The 17808-nt window shown below is 67.3% G+C and carries 16 protein-coding genes; 11 read left to right on the forward strand and 5 right to left on the reverse strand.

Annotated elements, in window-relative coordinates:
• From DWB05_RS01780 to DWB05_RS01790, 3 genes are all read right to left on the reverse strand, one after another.
• Complete coding sequence (locus DWB05_RS01780) at positions 1 to 915, reverse strand: glycine--tRNA ligase subunit alpha (RefSeq protein WP_114374442.1); 915 nt, start codon at positions 913 to 915, stop codon at positions 1 to 3.
• Positions 916 to 974: 59 nt separating this feature from the next.
• Positions 975 to 1280 carry a hypothetical protein gene (locus tag DWB05_RS01785; RefSeq protein WP_114374444.1) on the reverse strand — a complete coding sequence of 102 codons (306 nt, stop codon included), beginning with the start codon at positions 1278 to 1280 and terminating at the stop codon, positions 975 to 977.
• 71 nt (positions 1281 to 1351) lie between these two features.
• A complete protein-coding gene (locus DWB05_RS01790) occupies positions 1352 to 2188 on the reverse strand; it encodes a S49 family peptidase (protein WP_232818352.1) in 837 nt (278 codons plus the stop codon).
• A 108-nt stretch (positions 2189 to 2296) separates the two neighbouring features.
• Between DWB05_RS01790 and DWB05_RS01795 the strand changes: the two genes are divergently transcribed.
• Entirely contained in the window at positions 2297 to 2821 is a 525-nt protein-coding gene (locus tag DWB05_RS01795) for a DUF2076 domain-containing protein (RefSeq protein WP_114374448.1), read from the forward strand.
• 75 nt (positions 2822 to 2896) lie between these two features.
• Positions 2897 to 4108 carry an MFS transporter gene (locus tag DWB05_RS01800; protein WP_114374450.1) on the forward strand — a complete coding sequence of 404 codons (1212 nt, stop codon included), beginning with the start codon at positions 2897 to 2899 and terminating at the stop codon, positions 4106 to 4108.
• 6 nt (positions 4109 to 4114) lie between these two features.
• Here the strand turns inward: DWB05_RS01800 and DWB05_RS01805 are convergent, their stop codons facing one another.
• Positions 4115 to 5230, reverse strand: a complete 1116-nt coding sequence (locus DWB05_RS01805; protein ID WP_114374452.1) for an alanine racemase — start codon at positions 5228 to 5230, stop codon at positions 4115 to 4117.
• Complete coding sequence (locus tag DWB05_RS01810) at positions 5227 to 6366, reverse strand: threonine synthase (protein WP_198669028.1); 1140 nt, start codon at positions 6364 to 6366, stop codon at positions 5227 to 5229. Before DWB05_RS01810 ends, DWB05_RS01805 begins: the two co-directional genes overlap by 4 nt.
• Before the next feature lie 57 nt (positions 6367 to 6423).
• Between DWB05_RS01810 and DWB05_RS01815 the strand changes: the two genes are divergently transcribed.
• From DWB05_RS01815 to DWB05_RS01855, 9 genes are all read left to right on the forward strand, one after another.
• Complete coding sequence (locus DWB05_RS01815) at positions 6424 to 7542, forward strand: M20/M25/M40 family metallo-hydrolase (protein WP_114374456.1); 1119 nt, start codon at positions 6424 to 6426, stop codon at positions 7540 to 7542.
• Between the two features lie 134 nt (positions 7543 to 7676).
• Positions 7677 to 8318 (forward strand): ATP synthase F1 subunit delta, encoded by a 642-nt coding sequence (gene atpH, locus DWB05_RS01820; RefSeq protein WP_232818353.1) that lies wholly within the window; start codon positions 7677 to 7679, stop codon positions 8316 to 8318.
• 1 nt (position 8319) lies between these two features.
• Entirely contained in the window at positions 8320 to 9852 is a 1533-nt protein-coding gene (gene atpA / locus DWB05_RS01825; RefSeq protein ID WP_114374459.1) for a F0F1 ATP synthase subunit alpha, read from the forward strand.
• A 24-nt stretch (positions 9853 to 9876) separates the two neighbouring features.
• Positions 9877 to 10764, forward strand: coding sequence for a F0F1 ATP synthase subunit gamma (locus DWB05_RS01830; RefSeq protein ID WP_114374461.1), 888 nt, complete (start codon positions 9877 to 9879; stop codon positions 10762 to 10764).
• Positions 10765 to 10817: 53 nt separating this feature from the next.
• Positions 10818 to 12242, forward strand: a complete 1425-nt coding sequence (gene atpD / locus DWB05_RS01835; RefSeq protein WP_114374463.1) for a F0F1 ATP synthase subunit beta — start codon at positions 10818 to 10820, stop codon at positions 12240 to 12242.
• A gap of 17 nt (positions 12243 to 12259) precedes the next feature.
• Positions 12260 to 12661, forward strand: coding sequence for an ATP synthase F1 subunit epsilon (gene atpC / locus DWB05_RS01840; protein ID WP_114374465.1), 402 nt, complete (start codon positions 12260 to 12262; stop codon positions 12659 to 12661).
• Positions 12662 to 12788: 127 nt separating this feature from the next.
• Positions 12789 to 13652 carry a ferritin-like domain-containing protein gene (locus tag DWB05_RS01845; protein ID WP_114374467.1) on the forward strand — a complete coding sequence of 288 codons (864 nt, stop codon included), beginning with the start codon at positions 12789 to 12791 and terminating at the stop codon, positions 13650 to 13652.
• 317 nt (positions 13653 to 13969) lie between these two features.
• The gene (locus tag DWB05_RS15325; RefSeq protein WP_157967036.1) at positions 13970 to 14320 is read left to right on the forward strand and encodes a helix-turn-helix domain-containing protein; all 351 of its coding nucleotides are present in this window, start codon (positions 13970 to 13972) and stop codon (positions 14318 to 14320) included.
• 2246 nt (positions 14321 to 16566) lie between these two features.
• A protein-coding gene (locus DWB05_RS01855; protein WP_114374471.1) for an IS630 family transposase occupies positions 16567 to 17632 on the forward strand; the annotation gives its coding sequence in 2 pieces (ribosomal slippage) (positions 16567 to 17049 and positions 17051 to 17632; 1065 coding nt in all).
• The last annotated feature ends 176 nt before the right edge of the window (positions 17633 to 17808 follow it).

Here is a 17808-nt window from a genome sequence, read left to right on the forward strand (position 1 = left end):
TCACCCCACGGCGAGCGCGGGCTGTCCGCCGGCGCGTTCGCCCGCGAGCCAGGCCTCGCAACACGCCTTCGCCAGGGCCCGCACGCGGGCGATGAAGGCGGCGCGCTCGGCCACGCTGATCACGCCCCGCGCATCGAGCAGGTTGAAGCGGTGCGAGGCCATGATGCACTGATCGTAGGCCGGAAAGGCGAGCCCTTTCGCGATCAGGGCGGAACATTCCCGCTCCGCATCCTCGAACTGGCGCAGCAGTGTGGCCGTGTCCGCATGCTCGAAGTTGTAGGCGGAGAACTCGCGCTCGGCGCGGAGGAACACGTCGCCGTAGCAGAGGGGGGCGGCCGCGGCGGGATCGTTGAAGGGAAGGTCGAACACGTTCTCGACGCCGAGGATGTACATCGCCAGCCGCTCGAGCCCCAAGGTGAGCTCGACCGAGGGCACCTCGCAAGCGATGCCGCCCACCTGCTGGAAATAGGTGAACTGGGTGATCTCCATCCCGTCGCACCACACCTCCCACCCGAGCCCCCAGGCGCCCAAGGTCGGGCTCTCCCAGTCGTCCTCGACGAAGCGGAAATCGTGCCGAAGCGGGTCGAGGCCGAGATCGCGGTAGCAGTCGAGCAGCAAGCCCTGCGGGTCGGGCGGGGCGGGCTTCAGGATCACCTGGTACTGGTAGTAGTGCTGCAGGCGGTTCGGGTTCTCACCGTAGCGGCCATCGGCCGGGCGACGGCAGGGCTGCACGTAGGCGGCGTTCCAGGCGGCGGGGCCGAGCGCCCGCAACGTGGTGGCGGGGTGAAAGGTGCCGGCCCCCATCTCGAGGTCATAGGGTTGCAGGATGACGCAGCCGCGGTCGGCCCAGAACGCGTTGAGACGCAGGATCACCTCCTGGAAGGAACGCGGGGCGGGGCGGACGGCGACGGTCATGGTGGCGGGAGGCAGCGTTCGCAGCTAAGCGCACGGAAAGGCGGCGCGCGTATGGCGGTTCATGCCGCGGTTCCGCCGCGCGGTTCGCTCGCCCGTGCCGCGGCAAGCGCCGGGATCGGGCAGTCGGGGCGGCCGCAGCCGTCGGTCGCGCTGCTCGGCAGGTAGGCGCGGCAGACCGGGCATTCCTGCATCTCCTCCGCCTCTTCGCCCGGTTCCGACGCCGCCTCGGCCTTCTCCCCCTCGACCGCGGCCGCCGTGCCGGCGGACTGACCCAGGGTCGGCGCGGCAGGGCCTTGCTTCGTCACCATCCGATAGAGGTACCAGACCCCGGCCAGCACGAGGCCGAGCAGCAGGAGACGGATCACGCGCGCCGCACCCTCAGGTTCACCCTGCCCGCGTTCTAGGCCATCCCGCGCCTAGGGTGAACCGCGCCCGCTCACAGCCCGAACCGGGCATAGGCGGCCCGTTCCTCGAGTGCTGCGGTCGCCGCCCCGACGATCCCCTCGGGACTGGGCAGGAGCCGGGTCCACCACGGCCGCCGGCCGGTGCCGTACACCGCGAAGCGAACCTCCTCGCCGTGCCGCGCCCGCATGGTGGAACGCACCTCGCCGATCCCATCTGCCAGCCCAAGCGCTACCGCCTTCGCCCCGGTCCAGACCTCGCCCGAGAACAGCAACGCCTCCTCGCCGCGCAGCTTGCCGCCCCGCCGCTCCCGCACCCAGGCCTTGAACCGCTCGTGCAGGTCCGCCTGCACCGACTTCAGCCGAGCGATGTCCTCCTCGCGCGCGGGCAGGAAGGGGTCGAGCAGGGATTTGCGCTCCCCCGCCGTGTAAAGGCGCCGTTCCACGCCGATCCGGCCCAACAGGCGGGCGAAGCCGAAGGAGGCGGAGATGACGCCGATCGAGCCGAGGATGGAGGTTTCCCGGCACAGGATCTCGTCGGCGGCGCAGGCGAGCCAGTAGCCCCCCGATGCGGCGACGTCCTCGACGAAGGCCGTCACCTTCACCCCTTCCTCGGCGGCGTGCTGGCGCACCCTCTGCGCGATCAGGTCGGACTGGGTCGCCGAGCCCCCGGGCGAGTTGATGATCAGCGCCACCTCGGCGAGGCGGCGGGCGCGGAAGGCGCGGGCGAGCGTAGGCCCCACGGTCTCCACGTTGAGCGTCATTCGGCCGAAGCCGGCGCGCGGCGCGATCAGGCCCGCGAGCGGGACGACGGCGACTACCGGCGGCGGGGAGAGGATCCGGCGAAGCAAGGAGGCCATGCGGCGAGACATGCACGCGCCGGTCGCCGTCGCAAGGACGGACGCTTCCGGGAAGCGCCGCTCGGCTTGATCGGGCGGCAGGTGCGGACCATCTCCCGGCCGCCAGGGAAGGAGGCCGGGATGACCGAAGAGGAACGGAGACTGATCACCGAGTTCGTGCAGCGCGCCGTCTCGGCGCGCAACGACCCGATCGACCCGGAGGCCGATCGCCTGCTCGCCGAGCTCTTCGCGCGGTATCCAGAGGCGCGCTACCGGATCGCGCAGATGGCGTTCTTCGGCGAGCACGCGCTCGCGGAGGCGACCAACCGGATCCGCGAGCTCGAATGGCAGCTCGAGCAGGCGCAGCAGCCGAAGGGGTTTTTCGGCGGGCTTCTGGGCGGCGGCGCGGCGCAGACGCGACCTCCCGCCGCCGTCCATGCGCCGGGCTGGCGTCCGGGGCTGTTCAACGCGCAGCCGGGGCGGCCGAGTTTTCTCGGCACCGCGGCGGCGAGCGCGCTCGGCGTGCTCGGCGGGCTGATGATCGGCAACGCCATCGCCTCGATGATGGGGCTCGGCGGCGAGGCCCAGGCGGCCGAGGGGGCGGAGGAGCTCTCCCGCTATCACGAGACCGGGTTCGATTCCGCCGTCTTCGACGAGGAGCTCTGAGCCCGCGGCCGACGCGCCCCAGGGCCGCGCGAGCTTCGGCTTGACCGGGATCGCGGCGGCCCGCAGCGTTCGGCCGTGGCGGAGCGCGACAGCACAGGCGGGCGGAGCCGGCACGACGGCGCGGTGATCGCGCTGATCGCGGCGGCGCATTTCCTCTCGCACTTCTATCAACTCGTCCTCCCCCCGCTGTTGCCGATGATGCGGGCGGAGCTCGGGCTGTCCTACACGGCGCTCGGTTCCGCCATCGCCGTCCTGTCCGCCGTCACCGCCTTCGGCCAGACCCCGATCGGCGTCTGGGCCGACCGGACGGGAGCGGCGCCGTGGCTGGTGGCCGGCAACGCCCTGATGGTGTTGGGCACGCTCGGCTTCGCCGCCGCCGACGGCATGACGATGCTGATCTTGGCCGCGGTCCTCGGCGGGCTCGGCAACGCAACGATCCACCCCTGCGACTACGCCATCCTCTCGGGCTCGATCCGGCAGGAGCGCATGGGGCGGGCCTTCTCCCTGCACACGGCGGCGGGCTATGCCGGGTTCGCCGCCGGGCCGCCGGCGATGATCCTGCTCGAGGCCTGGCTCGGCTGGCGCGGGGCGCTGGTGGCGGCGGCTCTGGCCGGCATCCCGTGCGTGGTGGCGATCGCGCTGTTCGCGCGCCGTCTGCGCAGCGAAGCCAAGCCGCGCCGCGAGCTGCCGCCGGCGCACCGGCTGCTCTCCTCCCGTCCCATTCTCCTCCTCTTCCTGTTCATGACCCTGATCGCGATGGGCGGGTTCGGCGCGCAGACCTACATGGTCGCCGCCCTGCCGAAGCTGCACGGGGTGAGCATCGCCACGGCGGCGACGGCGATGACGGTTTGGCTCGTCTCCTCCACCCTCGGCACGCTGGCCGGGGGTTGGATCGCCGATCGCACGGGCCGTCACGTCGCGGTGGTCACGGCGATGATGCTCTCCGCCGGGGTGCTGGTCGCCGCCCTCGGCCTGCTTCCGCTCGGTGCGGCGGGCATCATCGCGCTCGCGGCTGGGGCGGGCTTCGGGCTTGGGGTGGTGATGCCCTCGCGCGACCTGATCGTGCGCGAGACCGCGCCACCGGGCACGGCGGGCCAGGTGTTCGGCTTCGTCTCGTCGGGGCTGCCGCTCGGCCAGGCCCTGGCGCCGGCGCCCCTTGGGCTGCTGATGGACGTCGACCTGCCTTCCGTGATGTTCGTCGCCTGCGGTGTGGTGCTTGCCGCCGCCGTGCTCACGGTGCACGGCGCGCGGGCTTCACGTCGCGTCGTTCCCGCCCCCGCGGAGTAGGTCCTTCTACCAGAAGTTCACCCTGGGCCAGACCGCGACGACGCGGTCCTCCGCCCCGTCCACCACGTGATACTGGGCGTGGGCCGCGGCCGTCAGGCAGGCATGGTTCGGCAGGACGCGGACGCGTGCGCCGACGGGGAGGCGGTCGAAGGGCAGCGGTGCCGCGGCTTCGACCAGGCCGTGCTCCTGCCACACGCGGGTGACGATCGCCTCGCCGAAAGCGGGGGCGCCATCCTCGCCGACGACGAGACCGTAGCCGAAATCCTTTAGCGCGGCCGCGGTCGAGCGGTCCGTGGAGAGGGCGAGCGCGCCGGCGTCGATCAGCACCGCGTTGCGCTCGGGGCGACGGCCGATCACGGAAGCGAGCACGGAGAGGGCGATGTCGGCGACCGAGCCCACGCCGAGCTGCGCCTGCAGGAGATCGCCAAACATGTAGACCCCGGCGCGGACCTCGGTCACGCCCTTGAGCGAGCGGGCATGCTGAGCCGTCGGCGAGGAGCCGAGAGAGACGACGGGCACGGCGTGGCCGAGCGCACGGAGCCGCTCGGCGGCACGGACGAGCCCCGCCCGTTCGGTCTCCGCCACCGCGGCGGCGGCTTCCGCGTCGAAGGCGGCGTAAGAGTGGCCGGCGTGACCGAGCACGCCGGCGAGGCGCGCGCCCAAGGCGGCGGCGAGTGCCGGTAGCCGTTCGTCATCCGGTCTGACCCCGCCGCGCCCTTCGCCGACGTCGATCTCGATCAGGGCGGCGAGCGGACCGGGATGGGCGGCGATGGCCCGCGCCACCTCGAGGTCGTCGGTGATGACCTTCACCGCGGCCCCGCGCGCATTCAGCGCCGCTACCGCGTCGAGCTTCTGCGGCGCGATGCCGACCGCGTAGATCTGGTCGCGGAAGCCTGCCGCGAGGAAGTGGTGCGCCTCGGCCAGGGTCGAGACGGTGATCGGCCCCCCGCCCGGCGCGGCGAGGTGGGCGACCTCGACCGACTTCGCGGTCTTGAGGTGGGGCCGAAGCGCCACGCCGTGGCGACGGACAGCCTCGCGCAAGCGGGCGAGGTTGCGCAGGAGTGCGGCGCGGTCGAGCAGGAGGGCGGGGGTCGGCAGGTCCCGCAGGCGAAGGCCGGTCATGACCGCGCCCCGATCAGCTCGGCGATCCGGGGCACCGCCTTCAGCCCCGTCCCGGTCAGGATCAGCACGGTCTCCTCCCGCTCGGCGAGCGTGCCGGCGGCGCGCAGCTTGCGCCAGCCCGCGAGCGCCGAGGCGCAGGTCGGCTCGACGAACAGCCCCCGCTCGGCGAGCGCGTGGAAGGCGGCGACGATCTCCGCCTCGGCGACGGCGATCACGCCCCCCTCGGTGGCACGCACGGCACCCAGCACCTCGCGCAGCCTGAGCGGCCGCGCGATCGCCGTGCCCTCGGCGATGGTCGGTCGGATCTCGCACGCCACGGGGTGATCGACCCCGGCGCGAAAGGCGGCGGCGATCGGCGCGCAGGCCTCGGGCTGGACGGCGAAGAGGCGGGGGATGCGCTCGATCGCGCCCGCGCGCAGGAGTTCGCCGAAGCCTATCTCGAGGCCGAGCACGATCGAGCCCGCCCCGCAGGGCGCGATCACCGCCTCGGGAACCCGAAAGCCCAGGTCCTCCCAAAGCTCGTAGGCCAGGGTCTTCGTCCCCTGCAGGAAGAACGGGTGCCAGTTATGCGAGGCGTAGAAGATGCGCTCCGCCTGGCGCACGGCCTCATCGGCGCAGTCCTGCCGGGTTCCGCTCACGCGCTCGACCTCGGCCCCGCAGGCCTCCATCTGCACGGTCTTCGCCGGGGAGGTGGCGGCGGGAACGAGGATCTTCGCCCGCATCCCGCCCGCCGCCGCATAGGCCGCGATTGCCGCCCCGCCGTTGCCTGAGGAATCCTCCAGCACCTCCGTGATCCCCTGGGCGCGAAGCCCCGAGAGCATCACCGAGGCGCCGCGGTCCTTGAAGCTGCCGGTGGGGGAAAACCATTCGAGTTTGGCGAGGACGCCTGCGCCGTCGAGCCGAACCTTGATCAGCGGCGAACATCCCTCGCCGAGCGTGATCGGCGCGACCTCGGGGCCGAAGGGGAACGCCGCCCGATAGCGCCAGAGCGAACGGAGATCCAGCTCGATGTCGTCGCGCCCGATCCCCGGCAGCGGCGTAATCATCAGCGGGTTGCCGTCGTCGGACCGCCAGCGCGGGCGCTCGAGCGGGAACGTGCGTCCCGTGCGCGGGTCGAGATAGGCGGGAGACGACACGAGGCGGGACCTTGGCCGACGGCTGGATCGGCCGCAAGGGCACCCCATCTCCCCGCCATGCCGCACGACGATGCCGACCCGATCCTCCGTCTCGCCGCCGACCTGATCGCGATCGACAGCCGATCGAGCGTGTCCAACCTCGCCGTGGCGGAGCGGATCGAGTCGGAACTCGCGGGTTTCGAAGTCGAGCGGCTGGACTGGACCGACCCGAATGGCGTGCCCAAGCGCGCGCTGGTCGCGCATCGCGGCCCGGGGGAGGGCGGCGTGGCCTTCGCCGCGCACATGGATACCGTGCCGCCTGCCGGCTGGTTGCGGGATCCCTTCCGCCCCGTCATCGAAAACGGCTTCCTGCACGGCCTCGGCGCGGTGGACATGAAGGGCCCGCTCGCCGCCGCGATCGTCGCCGCGCGCGCCGCACCGCGTGATCTCGCCGTGACCCTGCTCCTCACCTTCGACGAGGAGACGACGAAGGACGGGGCGAGGCTGATCGCGGAACGCTCGGAGCTCGTGCGGCGCGCGCGGCCGAAGGGGATCGTCGTCGCGGAGCCGACCGGGATGCGCTGCGTGCGCGGCCACCGCGTGCACGTGCAGTTCACCGCCACCGCGCGCGGCGTGCAGGCGCACTCCGCCTCCGGCCGCGGCGAGAACGCGAATCTCAGGCTCATCCCCTTCCTCGCCGAGCTGCTGCCGATCCATGCCCGGCTGCGCGAGGATCCCGCCTTCCTCGATGCGGCCTACGACCCGCCGTTCTGCGACTTCAACATCGTCATCGACAACCACGGGGCGGCACCGAACGTCGCGGTCGGACTGGCCACTGCGCACGTCAAGTTCCGCTATGGGCGGCGCACCGATCCGAGCCCGATCGTCGCCGCCGTGCGGGCGGCGGCGGAGCGCGCCCGGGTGGAGCTCGCGGAACGCTGGGAGGGTGAGCCGCCCGAGCTCCCCTCGGAGCATCCTCTCGTGCGCGCCGCCGTGGCGGAGACGGGACGGGACGCCGTCACCGCGCCTTTCGGCACCGATGCGGTGCACCTGCAGCGGATCGCACCGACGATCGTGCTCGGTCCCGGCGAGCTGATGACCGCGCACACCGCCGAGGAAAGGGTCGCGATCGCCGACCTCGCCGCCGCTCCTGCCCTCCTGCTGCGCCTCGCCGAGCGGGTCGCGGCTCTGCCCTGACGGGCCCGGGGCCTGTTGCGCCGCAGGGACGCCTGTGTTACCCGCTCGCGCGCTCGCGTCGGGGCTTCGCCGCGAGATGAGGCGTGTTTGCCGCCCCGCTCGCGGGCGGCGTTCCTGTCAGGGGCCGAGTTCGGGTGCCGGAATCGAATCCGATCGTCGAAGACGTCGCCGCCGCGCTGCGCCTTGCCCGCGAAGCCCGCGCCGCCGTGGACGCGATCCCCTCGCGCTATGCCTCGGGTCTGATGGCACTGGCGCGGGATGCGTACGAGAGGGGCGACGCCGGCATCCATGACCGCATCCTCGACGGGCTGGCCGCCCTGTCGCGCGCGATCGAGACGAAGCCCTGGTTCCGTCGCCTGCTCGAGGACCCGCGTCTGCCGGCCGAGCGGCAGCTTGCCCTTATGCTGGCCGCGCTTGACGACCCGCAGCAGGGCATCGGCGTGCCGCGCGAGGTGCGCAACTTCGTCGGCGTGGTGGTGAAGAACCGTCGCGCCGCCCTGCTTGAGCGCATCATCGCCGCCTACCGCGCCCTCGATTCCGAACGTCGCGGCGAGGAGACGGCCGAGGTCGTCTCCGCGGTACCGCTTGACGACACGCAGCGGGCGCAGATCCTCGCCGCGCTGAACCGCGCCGGCCACGCGCGCGTTCGGCTTGTTGAGCGCGTCGATCCGACCATCCTCGGGGGCCTCGTGGTGAAGATCGGCTCCCGCCTCTACGACAGTTCGATCAGGAGCCGCCTGCAGCGGCTCGCGCATGCCATGAAGGGGGCCGCCTGAGATGGAGATCCGCCCGGCAGAGATCTCGCAGATCCTGAAGCAGCAGATCGAGAGCTTCGAGACCGAGGCGGATGTCGCCGAGGTCGGCCAGGTGCTGTCCGTCGGCGACGGCATCGCCCGCGTCTATGGCCTCGCCAACGTGATGGCTGGCGAGCTCGTCGAGTTCCCGGCCTCGGGGCTGAAGGGCATGGCGCTCAACCTCGAGGTGGACAACGTGGGCGTCGTCATCTTCGGCGACGACACGGCGATCCGCGAGGGCGACATGGTGCAGCGCACGCGCGCCATCGTCGACGTGCCCGTCGGCAAGGGGCTGCTGGGCCGCGTCGTCGACCCGCTAGGCAACCCGATCGACGGCAAGGGGCCGATCCAGGCCACCGAACGCCGCATCGTCGACGTCAAGGCGCCGGGCATCGTACCGCGCCGTTCCGTGCACGAACCGATGCAGACGGGCATCAAGGCGATCGACGCGCTGATCCCGATCGGGCGCGGCCAGCGCGAACTGATCATCGGCGACCGCCAGACCGGCAAGACGGCGGTGATCGTCGACACCATCCTCAACCAGCGCAAGATCAACGCGACCGGCGACGAGAGTCAGAAGCTCTACTGCATCTATGTCGCAATCGGGCAGAAGCGCTCTTCGGTCGCGCAGCTGATCAAGACGCTCGAGGAGTACGGCGCGCTCGAGTACACCATCGTGGTCGCGGCCACCGCCTCCGAACCGGCGCCTTTGCAATACCTCGCGCCCTACGCCGGTTGTGCGATGGGGGAGTATTTCCGCGACAACGGCATGCATGCGGTGATCTTCTACGACGACCTCTCCAAGCAGGCCGTCGCCTACCGTCAGATGTCGCTGCTGCTGCGTCGGCCGCCGGGGCGCGAGGCCTATCCCGGCGACGTGTTCTACCTGCATTCGCGGCTGCTCGAGCGGGCGGCGAAGCTGAACAAGGACTACGGTTCGGGCTCGCTCACCGCGCTGCCGGTGATCGAGACCCAGGCGGGCGACGTCTCGGCCTACATCCCGACCAACGTGATCTCGATCACGGATGGTCAGATCTTCCTGGAGACGGATCTCTTCTACAAGGGCATCCGGCCGGCGGTGAACGTCGGCATCTCGGTCAGCCGCGTCGGTTCGGCGGCGCAGATCAAGGCGATGAAGCAAGTGGCCGGCCGCATCAAGCTCGAGCTCGCGCAGTACCGCGAGATGGCGGCCTTCGCCCAGTTCGCCTCCGATCTCGACGCCGCCACCCAGCGCCTGCTCGCGCGCGGCTCGCGCCTCACCGAACTGCTCAAGCAGCCGCAGTACGAGCCGATGCCGGTCGAGGAGCAGGTGGTGTCCATCTTCGCCGGCACGCGCGGCTATCTCGACGCGATCAAGGTGTCGGACGTGAACCGATTCGAGCGGCTGATGCTGTCCGAACTGCGCGCCAAGGCGCCCGAGATCCTGGAGGCGATCCGCACCGACAAGGAGATCAAGCCGGCGACCGAGGAGAAGCTCAAGGCCTTCCTCGACGGCTTCGCCAAGACCTTCGCCTGATCAGCCTCGTTCGCGGCGCCCGTCATGCCGAGCCTCAAGTCGCTCCGCACGCGGATCAACAGCGTCAAGTCGACGCGCAAGATCACGCAGGCGATGAAGATGGTCGCCGCGTCGAAGCTGAAGCGCGCGCAGGCGCAGGCCCAGGCGGCGCGGCCCTACGCGGAGCGGATGGAGCGCATGCTCGGCTCGCTCGCCGCCTCCATCGCCGGCCGACCCGATGCGCCGCGCCTCCTCGTCGGCACGGGCCGCAGCGAGCGCCACTTGCTGATCGTGATGGCCGCCGATCGCGGCCTGTGCGGCGCCTTCAACTCGAGCCTCGTTCGTTTCGCGCGCTCCCGCATCCGGACCCTGCTCGCCGAAGGCAAGGAGGTGCGGATCATCACGGTCGGACGCCGCGCCCGCGACCTCCTGCGGCGTGACCACGGCAAGCTGATCGTGGACAGCGTGACCTTCATCGGCAAGCCGCGGATCGGTTTCGCCGACGCGCAGGCGATCGCGGGCAAGGTGCGCGACCTGCTTGAGCAGGACGCCTTCGACGTCTGCACGCTGATCTACAACCGCTTCAAGAGCGTGATCGTGCAGGTGCCGATGGAGCAGACCCTCATTCCGGCCTCGATACCCGCGGCGTCTGAGGACTCCAGCGGCAAGGATCCGGCCGCGATCTACGAGTACGAACCCTCCGAGGAGGAAATCCTCGCCCGCCTGTTGCCGGAAAATCTCTCCGTGCAGATCTACCGCGCGCTGCTCGACAGTGCCGCCGGAGAGCAGGGCGCACGTATGGCAGCAATGGACAACGCCACCCGCAACGCGGGGCAGATGATCGCCAAGCTGACGCTGGCCTACAACCGCCAGCGCCAGGCGAACATCACCAAGGAACTGATCGAGATCATCTCGGGCGCCGAGGCGGTCTGATGCCGCAGGCGAGGACGACGGCAGCGCACGACTGAGGACGAAGGAGCACGACGATGGCAACGAACAAGGTCGGAAAGGTGACGCAGGTGCTCGGCCCCGTCGTCGACGTGCGGTTCGATGGCGAACTGCCGACCATCCTCAGCGCCCTGCACACGAAGATCGGCGATCGCACCCTCGTCCTCGAGGTCGCGCAGCACCTCGGCGAGAACACGGTGCGCACGATCGCGATGGACTCGACGGACGGGCTCGTGCGCGGCAACGAGGTGGTCGACACGGGCGGCCCGATCACGGTTCCCGTCGGGCCCGAGACGCTTGGCCGCATCCTCAATGTGGTCGGCGAGCCGATCGACGAGCGCGGACCCGTGCCGACGACGCGGCGGCTGCCCATCCATCGCGATGCGCCGAAATTCGTCGACCAGGCGACCGAGGCGCAGATCCTCGTCACCGGGATCAAGGTGATCGACCTGCTCGCTCCCTACCTGAAGGGCGGCAAGATCGGCCTGTTCGGCGGCGCGGGCGTCGGCAAGACCGTCACGATCATGGAACTGATCAACAACGTTGCCAAGAAGCACGGGGGCTTCTCGGTCTTCGCCGGCGTGGGCGAGCGGACGCGCGAAGGGAACGACCTCTATCACGAGATGATCGAATCGGGCGTGATCAAGCTCGACGGTCCCGGCTCGAAGGCGGCCCTCGTGTACGGTCAGATGAACGAGCCGCCGGGTGCGCGTATGCGCGTCGGCCTCACGGGCCTGACCATCGCGGAGTACTTCCGCGACGAGGAAGGCCAGGACGTGCTGCTCTTCATCGACAACATCTTCCGCTTCACCCAGGCGGGCTCGGAGGTGTCGGCCCTGCTCGGCCGCATCCCGTCCGCGGTCGGCTACCAGCCCACGCTCGCGACCGACATGGGGGCGCTGCAGGAGCGGATCACCTCGACCAAGAAGGGCTCGATCACCTCGGTGCAGGCGATCTACGTGCCGGCCGACGACCTGACTGACCCCGCCCCCGCCACCTCCTTCTCGCACCTCGACGCCACCACGGTGCTGTCGCGGGCGCTGACCGAGATCGGCATCTATCCGGCGGTCGATCCGCTGGACTCGACCTCGCGCGCGCTCGACCCGCGCATCGTCGGCGAGGAGCACTACCAGGTGGCGCGCGAGGTGCAGCGCATTCTGCAGACCTACAAGTCGCTGCAGGACATCATCGCCATCCTTGGCATGGACGAGCTCTCGGAGGAGGACAAGCTGATCGTGGCGCGCGCGCGCAAGATCCAGCGCTTCCTGAGCCAGCCCTTCCACGTCGCGGAAGTGTTCACCGGCCAGCCCGGCGTGTTCGTTGAGCTGCCCGACACCATCCGCAGCTTCAAGGCGATCTGCGAAGGCGAGTACGACCACTTGCCGGAGGCGGCGTTCTACATGGTCGGCACGATCGAGGACGCGGTCGCCAAGGCCGAGCGTCTCGCGGCCGAAGCGGCCTGACGCGAGCCGTCGCCGCCATGGCCAATGGGCTCACCCTCGAGATCGTCAGCCCCGAGGAGCTCCTGCTCTCGGAGAAGGTGGACATGGCGATCATTCCGGCGGTGGAGGGCGACATCGGCGCCCTTCCGGGGCACGCACCGATGATCGTGTCGCTGCGGCCGGGGGTGGTGCGCGCGCAGGTGAACGGCGCGAGCGCGCACGAATTCGTCGTCGTCGGCGGCTTTGCCGAGATCATGCCCGATCGCTGCACGGTGGTCGCGACGGAAGCCGTCCCGGCGGAGAACGCGACGGCGGAATGGATCGGGGAGCGCGTGCGCGCGGCGGAGGCGGCCTATGCCCGCACCGCGATGACCGCCGAAGTCGAAGCGCGCGAGGATGCCCTCCGGCAGACCCAGCTCGCCGCGCTTCGCCGCAGCTGAGCGGATCGGTCCGACGGTGTCGAGCCGTCGGGGACGGCCGCGGTCTTGAACCGCTGGCGAGTCGGCTCCTACCTCCTCGGGGTTCGGCAACGGCATCAGGACGAACACGGGGACGGATCGCGAGGCCATGAAGCACTGGCACATCGATCAGGTCGCCTGGGACAAATTCGACCCGAGCAGGGTCGATCCGGCGATCGTGCCTCTGGTCAAGGCGGCGGCAATGGTCGAGCGCAACGGCGACGACTATGCGACCTACCTCTGCAACGTGTTCCACGACGATCCCGACTTCCAGCAAGCGGCCCGGAACTGGGCGGTGGAAGAGGTTCAACACGGAGAGGCGCTCGGGCGTTGGGCCATGCTGGCGGATCCTGGATGGGACTACAGGGCCGCCTTCGACCGCTTCCGGGCTGGCTACCGGATTCCGCTCGAGGCGAAGGAATCCGTTCGCGGCAGCCGGACAGGGGAACTCATCGCGCGATGCATGGTAGAGACGGGTACGTCCTCCTACTATACGTCCCTGAAGGAGGGGTCGGAGGAGCCCGTCCTGCGCGAGATCTGCGCGTTGATCGCCGCCGACGAATATCGTCATTTTAAATTATTTTACGATCACATGCGGCGCTATCTGGCGCGGGAGCAAATCACGCTCTTTGAACGGCTTCGCATCGCGGCTGGGCGAATCGGCGAGAGCGAAGATGACGAACTCGCTTATGCCTATTACTGTGCCAACATGCCGCAGGACGCTCCGTACGACCGTAAGATTGCTATCGCCGCCTACATGGCGAAGGCGATGACCTACTATCGGTTTCACACCATCGAGCGCGGTATGGGCATGATCATGAAGGCCGTCGGTCTGCCGCCGCGCGGCACCTTGTCCGATTTAGCTGCGCGCGCCGCGTATCGATTTATTCAGTATAAACGCAGACGCAATGTTATGATTTTGGAGCGTACTACCTGCGGCAGAGTTTCACTGCCTAATGTTCAAGCTGCCTAAATCACTCCAAATGAGACTTCTGCCAAACTTCGGGTAGAGGCTGTTTGGTGCGTTATGATGAGAAGAATCGGCGCTTGAGGGAGTGATGAGGGCGGGTTGAGGAGTGTTTTGCCGCTGTTTTCCGGGGTCTTACACGGGATCTTGTGGTATGTGACTGGTGCGGGAGTCATTCACGCAGGGTTCGTGTGATTCATGGTGGTGAGCTGCAGGAGGTTGACCATGTCGCATCCGGTTGCGCTTCCTTTTGATTTCACGGCGAGCGAGCTGCTTTAGTTGGCGCGGCGGAGCAATGATGCCTGCCAAGCGCGCGGCGGCTTTTGGCGCTTACGGCGATCTATGACTGTGGCACCCCGTCGGAGGCGGCGCGGCTTGGTTGCGTTACCGTGCAGGTGGTGCAAGACTGGGTGCTTCGCTGCGACGTCCAGGGTCCATCAGGGCTGATCGATCATAAGGCGCCCGGACCCGGACGACGCTGCCCGATCCGCAAACCCTTATCCAATGCTCGGAACGGGCACGAGACTCGAAGCGGCGAAGTCGCTAGGGAGCCAACCAGCAGCCAAACGAAGGTCAGGGTGCGCCGCAAAAGCAAGAATTTCGCAGAGGTCTCCGGAGGAAAGCGTTGGTACCGCTGCGGCAGCAGATGCGCGCAGAAGAGGACAATCGGCTGAGATCCGAACGGAGCGATGAGTGCTCCAGGGGAGAGAGCCAAGCCTGCCTACCGGCGAAATCAGGGGGCCAACATCCGGTCCAAAAGCATCTAGTGCCCCTGGTCGGCCTACAGTCTTCGCTTAGTGGCGCGATGCGTCCCCGCCGCCGGTTCATCTCCACAGCCGGCGGCAGAGGACCCTGCACCAGGCTCACCTGGACCAACCGACGCTGCCTCACCAGCGAACCCTTCCAAAGGCTCAGAACGAACACGAATAAAATAGGAGACTGCATGACAACGATTTCGCATAGGTCTCCCGAAGTGGTCAAGTAACTACCTAATATAAGAAGAATCGAGAAGAACATGGCTCGTCGCGCACATCAGTTATCAGACGGATTGACAGTAGGAAGATCAAGGTGCAGCACCAGCGTCGGTACCCCTTGGCCTTCGCTTGCCAACAGCGTCAGTCGCCGCCCACGTCCGCTGCGGAGGAAGTACAAAGTCGCCTTCAGCTCGCCGTTTCAGCTGCGTGAGCCAGCGGCGCGCCTCCCCGTTGCGTAGGCTGTGGTCGACCGTAAAGCTTCGCGCCGATGGCGTGGAGGAGGTTGCCGTACTCGGAGTGGGAAGTCCTCCGAAGTTGCGGGCGCGTGCGCCGCTCCCCGCCCGCTGGACGAGCATGCCTAAGAAGACCATGATGGCGCAAATGTAAAGCAAGTAGGACGGAACCAAGAGCAAAGCCTTGAGGCCTAACTGATCCTCCTTTGCATCGGCTATAATGCGGCCCCTTAGGCTTTTACGTATCTAGTTATCCAAGAAACGCAAACGCGGCCGGTGTCTCCCGGCGGGTAACGAGCCGGTTGAGGCGCGCCACTTGGCTGACCCAAGGCAACACTGGACGGCCCTTTCTCGCGTCCACCAGACCGGGGTGAAGCCCCCACGGCGTATGAACCGTAAAGTGCTGACCGACCCTGTCGCCGCGGGAGAAGCACTCGTCAAAGTTGTATATCAACGCGGCAACGCAAAACTTATGATCGGCGAACGCGAAACATGTCGCTCCTGATTGTATGCACGGGACGGGAGAGTTTTTGGACGAGCTGAAGTCCCAGACGCATGCTGACCTGCTCGATTAACCATGCCCCAATGTTCCACAACGTTGTCGGGCACCTGTCAACCAAAAAACGTCAAATCCTGCAAACCGCACTCTTTCTCTGGATGATTTTTATTACAATTATATATGCCATTCTTTGCTCCTATAAAGCTCACGCTACAGTTGTTCTAGCTAAAATGACTGATCTTATATTTTCCTTGTTGCTATCTCCTTTCCATTTTTCACCATAGTCAATTTTTTATCGAAAGTCAAGATAAAATTTTTTTGATATATTTAGCTGTATTACATACATGCAAAGTACCAAATTGGCTCTTCAAAAACACGCAGCTACACCTTCAATTTATTCAGAATAGGCCAGGTAACTTCTTTCTTAAAGCTTTTGCCGATTTTTTACTCTTAAATTCAGAAATCAGTAAAGATCTCCTTCTTAGATTGCTTGGCCGAAATACTTCAGTAACCCACATCCCGCAAACACAAGCTGGAAAATCGAGCTTCGCAATCATAAGCCGTCTCTTGGATTGGAAATCCTTACAATAAAACATTAAACGGCTGGGCGTCGCGTTTCGTGAAGAAATCGAAAACACGGTAGCATGCCGAATCTCGAGGCTGGCAGAGCGTGTCATGGCAGAACCCGATGCAGCAATTCGTGCTACTCTTTACGACCTTCTCGGACAAGCACAGAAACATGTAACAATATTAGCTTCCGATACGGCAATCACAGCACTATTTGTCAGTGTTTCCGCAGTGAAAATCAGCCTAATTCACCAAATCGCCTTTTTATATCTGCAGTCTCATTGCTACGGTTGTCACTCATCAGTTTGGCCGCGTGGACACTAATTGAAGCAATAAGACAAAAGACAGCTCCAGATATCCAGGCGCGTAGAGACGCAAGCCTCCGCCGAGAGTTATTTTGTGGCGACTAAGGCTCTAACCTCCCGCCTTAACTCCGTCGTCTGCGCTTCAACAGCCCCTTTACATTTCTCGGCAGCCCCAAAAAGGTTGCCCCTCCTAAACCAAAACCCCATAGAAACAACCGTTCTTCTTTTGTTGATATCCCTCTTGGCTTCTATCATACTCGGTGCGCAAAGGGCTGGCTCTTGGGGTTGAGCCGACGCGGTTGGCCGTGATTCATCGTCGGGCATGGCTTCGAGGAGGGGACCATGCGGGCGCTGATGATCCGGGAGGATGTGCCGCGAGGCGAGCTACGGCGGCTGGCCGAGACCGAGGACGACCCGCGTGTGGCGCGGCGGCTGCTGGCGATTGCCGCGGCGCTGGAGGGCATGAGCCGGGCGGCTGCGGCGCGGATTGCCGGCATGGACCGGCAGACGCTGCGGGACTGGGTGATCCGCTACAACCGCGGCGGTCCGGCCGGGCTGTCGGACCGGTGGGGCGACGGGCGGCCCTGTCGTCTGACCGAGGGCCGGCAGGCGACGCTGAAGGCGATCGTCCTGCAGGGGCCGGACCCGGAGGTGGATGGCGTCTCGACCTGGCGGCTGGTTGATCTCTGCCGGATCGTGCGGGAGCGGTTCGGCGTGACCTATAGCGAAACCGGGATGGGCCGTCTGATGCGCGCCCTCGGCCTGTCCTGGCAGACACCACGGCCGCGGCACGCCGAGACGAACCGCGCCGCCCAGGAGGCGTTCAAAAAAGAGCTTTGCCGCAGCCCTCGCGCAGATCAAGGCTGACCACCCCGAGGCCGAGCGCATCGAGGTCTGGTTCCAGGACGAGGCTCGGGTAGGCCAGAAGGGCCGTATGGTCCGCCGCTGGTTCCAGCGCGGCATGCGGCCGCGGATGGTCAAGGACCAGCGCTATCGGTCGGCCTACATCCTTGGCGCGGTCTGCCCCGGGCGCGACAGCGGCGCTGCGCTGGTGCTGACGCATGTCTCGGTCGCGGCGATGAACCTGCTGCTCGCGGAGGTCGCCTCCCAACTGCCGCCCGGCACCCACGCGGCGATGCTGACCGACAACGCGGGATGGCACACCGCGAACGATCTTCGGGTGCCGCCAAACATCACCCTCATCCACCTGCCGCCCTACTCGCCCGAACTGAACGCCATCGAGAAGGTCTGGCAGTCTCTGCGCGACCGCTACCTCTCGGGCCGGTTGTTCAGCGGCACCCAGGCCATCGTCGACGCCTGCTGCGCCGCCTGGAACAGCCTCATCGCCGAGACCAGACGCATCCCCTCACTCACCGACTACAAGTGGGCACAACACGTCATTCCATAGTGCGTTTGGTATTAGTCGCCCGCGGATCACCACGTGCTTTGCCTTGGCGGGAAAGACGACGATGCAGCGATTGCCCTGCTCGAGGACGACCAACGCCGCCGCGAGCGGCTTCGTGTCGCTCCCTCTTTGCCCGCGTCGCCGGAGGGCGGGCGCGGCAGCGAGTAGCCGCTCGGGAT

The organism is Elioraea thermophila (ex Habib et al. 2022) (assembly GCF_003336755.1).
Taxonomy (GTDB): domain Bacteria; phylum Pseudomonadota; class Alphaproteobacteria; order Acetobacterales; family Acetobacteraceae; genus Elioraea; species Elioraea thermophila.

Coding starts and splice junctions, on each gene's coding strand:
- DWB05_RS01780 (WP_114374442.1), bottom strand. CDS start 915: ATGACCGTCGCCGTCCGCCCCGCCCCGCGTTCCTTCCAGGAGGTGATC.
- DWB05_RS01790 (WP_232818352.1), bottom strand. CDS start 2,188: ATGTCTCGCCGCATGGCCTCCTTGCTTCGCCGGATCCTCTCCCCGCCG.
- DWB05_RS01795 (WP_114374448.1), top strand. CDS start 2,297: ATGACCGAAGAGGAACGGAGACTGATCACCGAGTTCGTGCAGCGCGCC.
- DWB05_RS01805 (WP_114374452.1), bottom strand. CDS start 5,230: ATGACCGGCCTTCGCCTGCGGGACCTGCCGACCCCCGCCCTCCTGCTC.
- DWB05_RS01815 (WP_114374456.1), top strand. CDS start 6,424: ATGCCGCACGACGATGCCGACCCGATCCTCCGTCTCGCCGCCGACCTG.
- atpA (WP_114374459.1), top strand. CDS start 8,320: ATGGAGATCCGCCCGGCAGAGATCTCGCAGATCCTGAAGCAGCAGATC.
- DWB05_RS01830 (WP_114374461.1), top strand. CDS start 9,877: ATGCCGAGCCTCAAGTCGCTCCGCACGCGGATCAACAGCGTCAAGTCG.
- atpD (WP_114374463.1), top strand. CDS start 10,818: ATGGCAACGAACAAGGTCGGAAAGGTGACGCAGGTGCTCGGCCCCGTC.
- atpC (WP_114374465.1), top strand. CDS start 12,260: ATGGCCAATGGGCTCACCCTCGAGATCGTCAGCCCCGAGGAGCTCCTG.
- DWB05_RS01845 (WP_114374467.1), top strand. CDS start 12,789: ATGAAGCACTGGCACATCGATCAGGTCGCCTGGGACAAATTCGACCCG.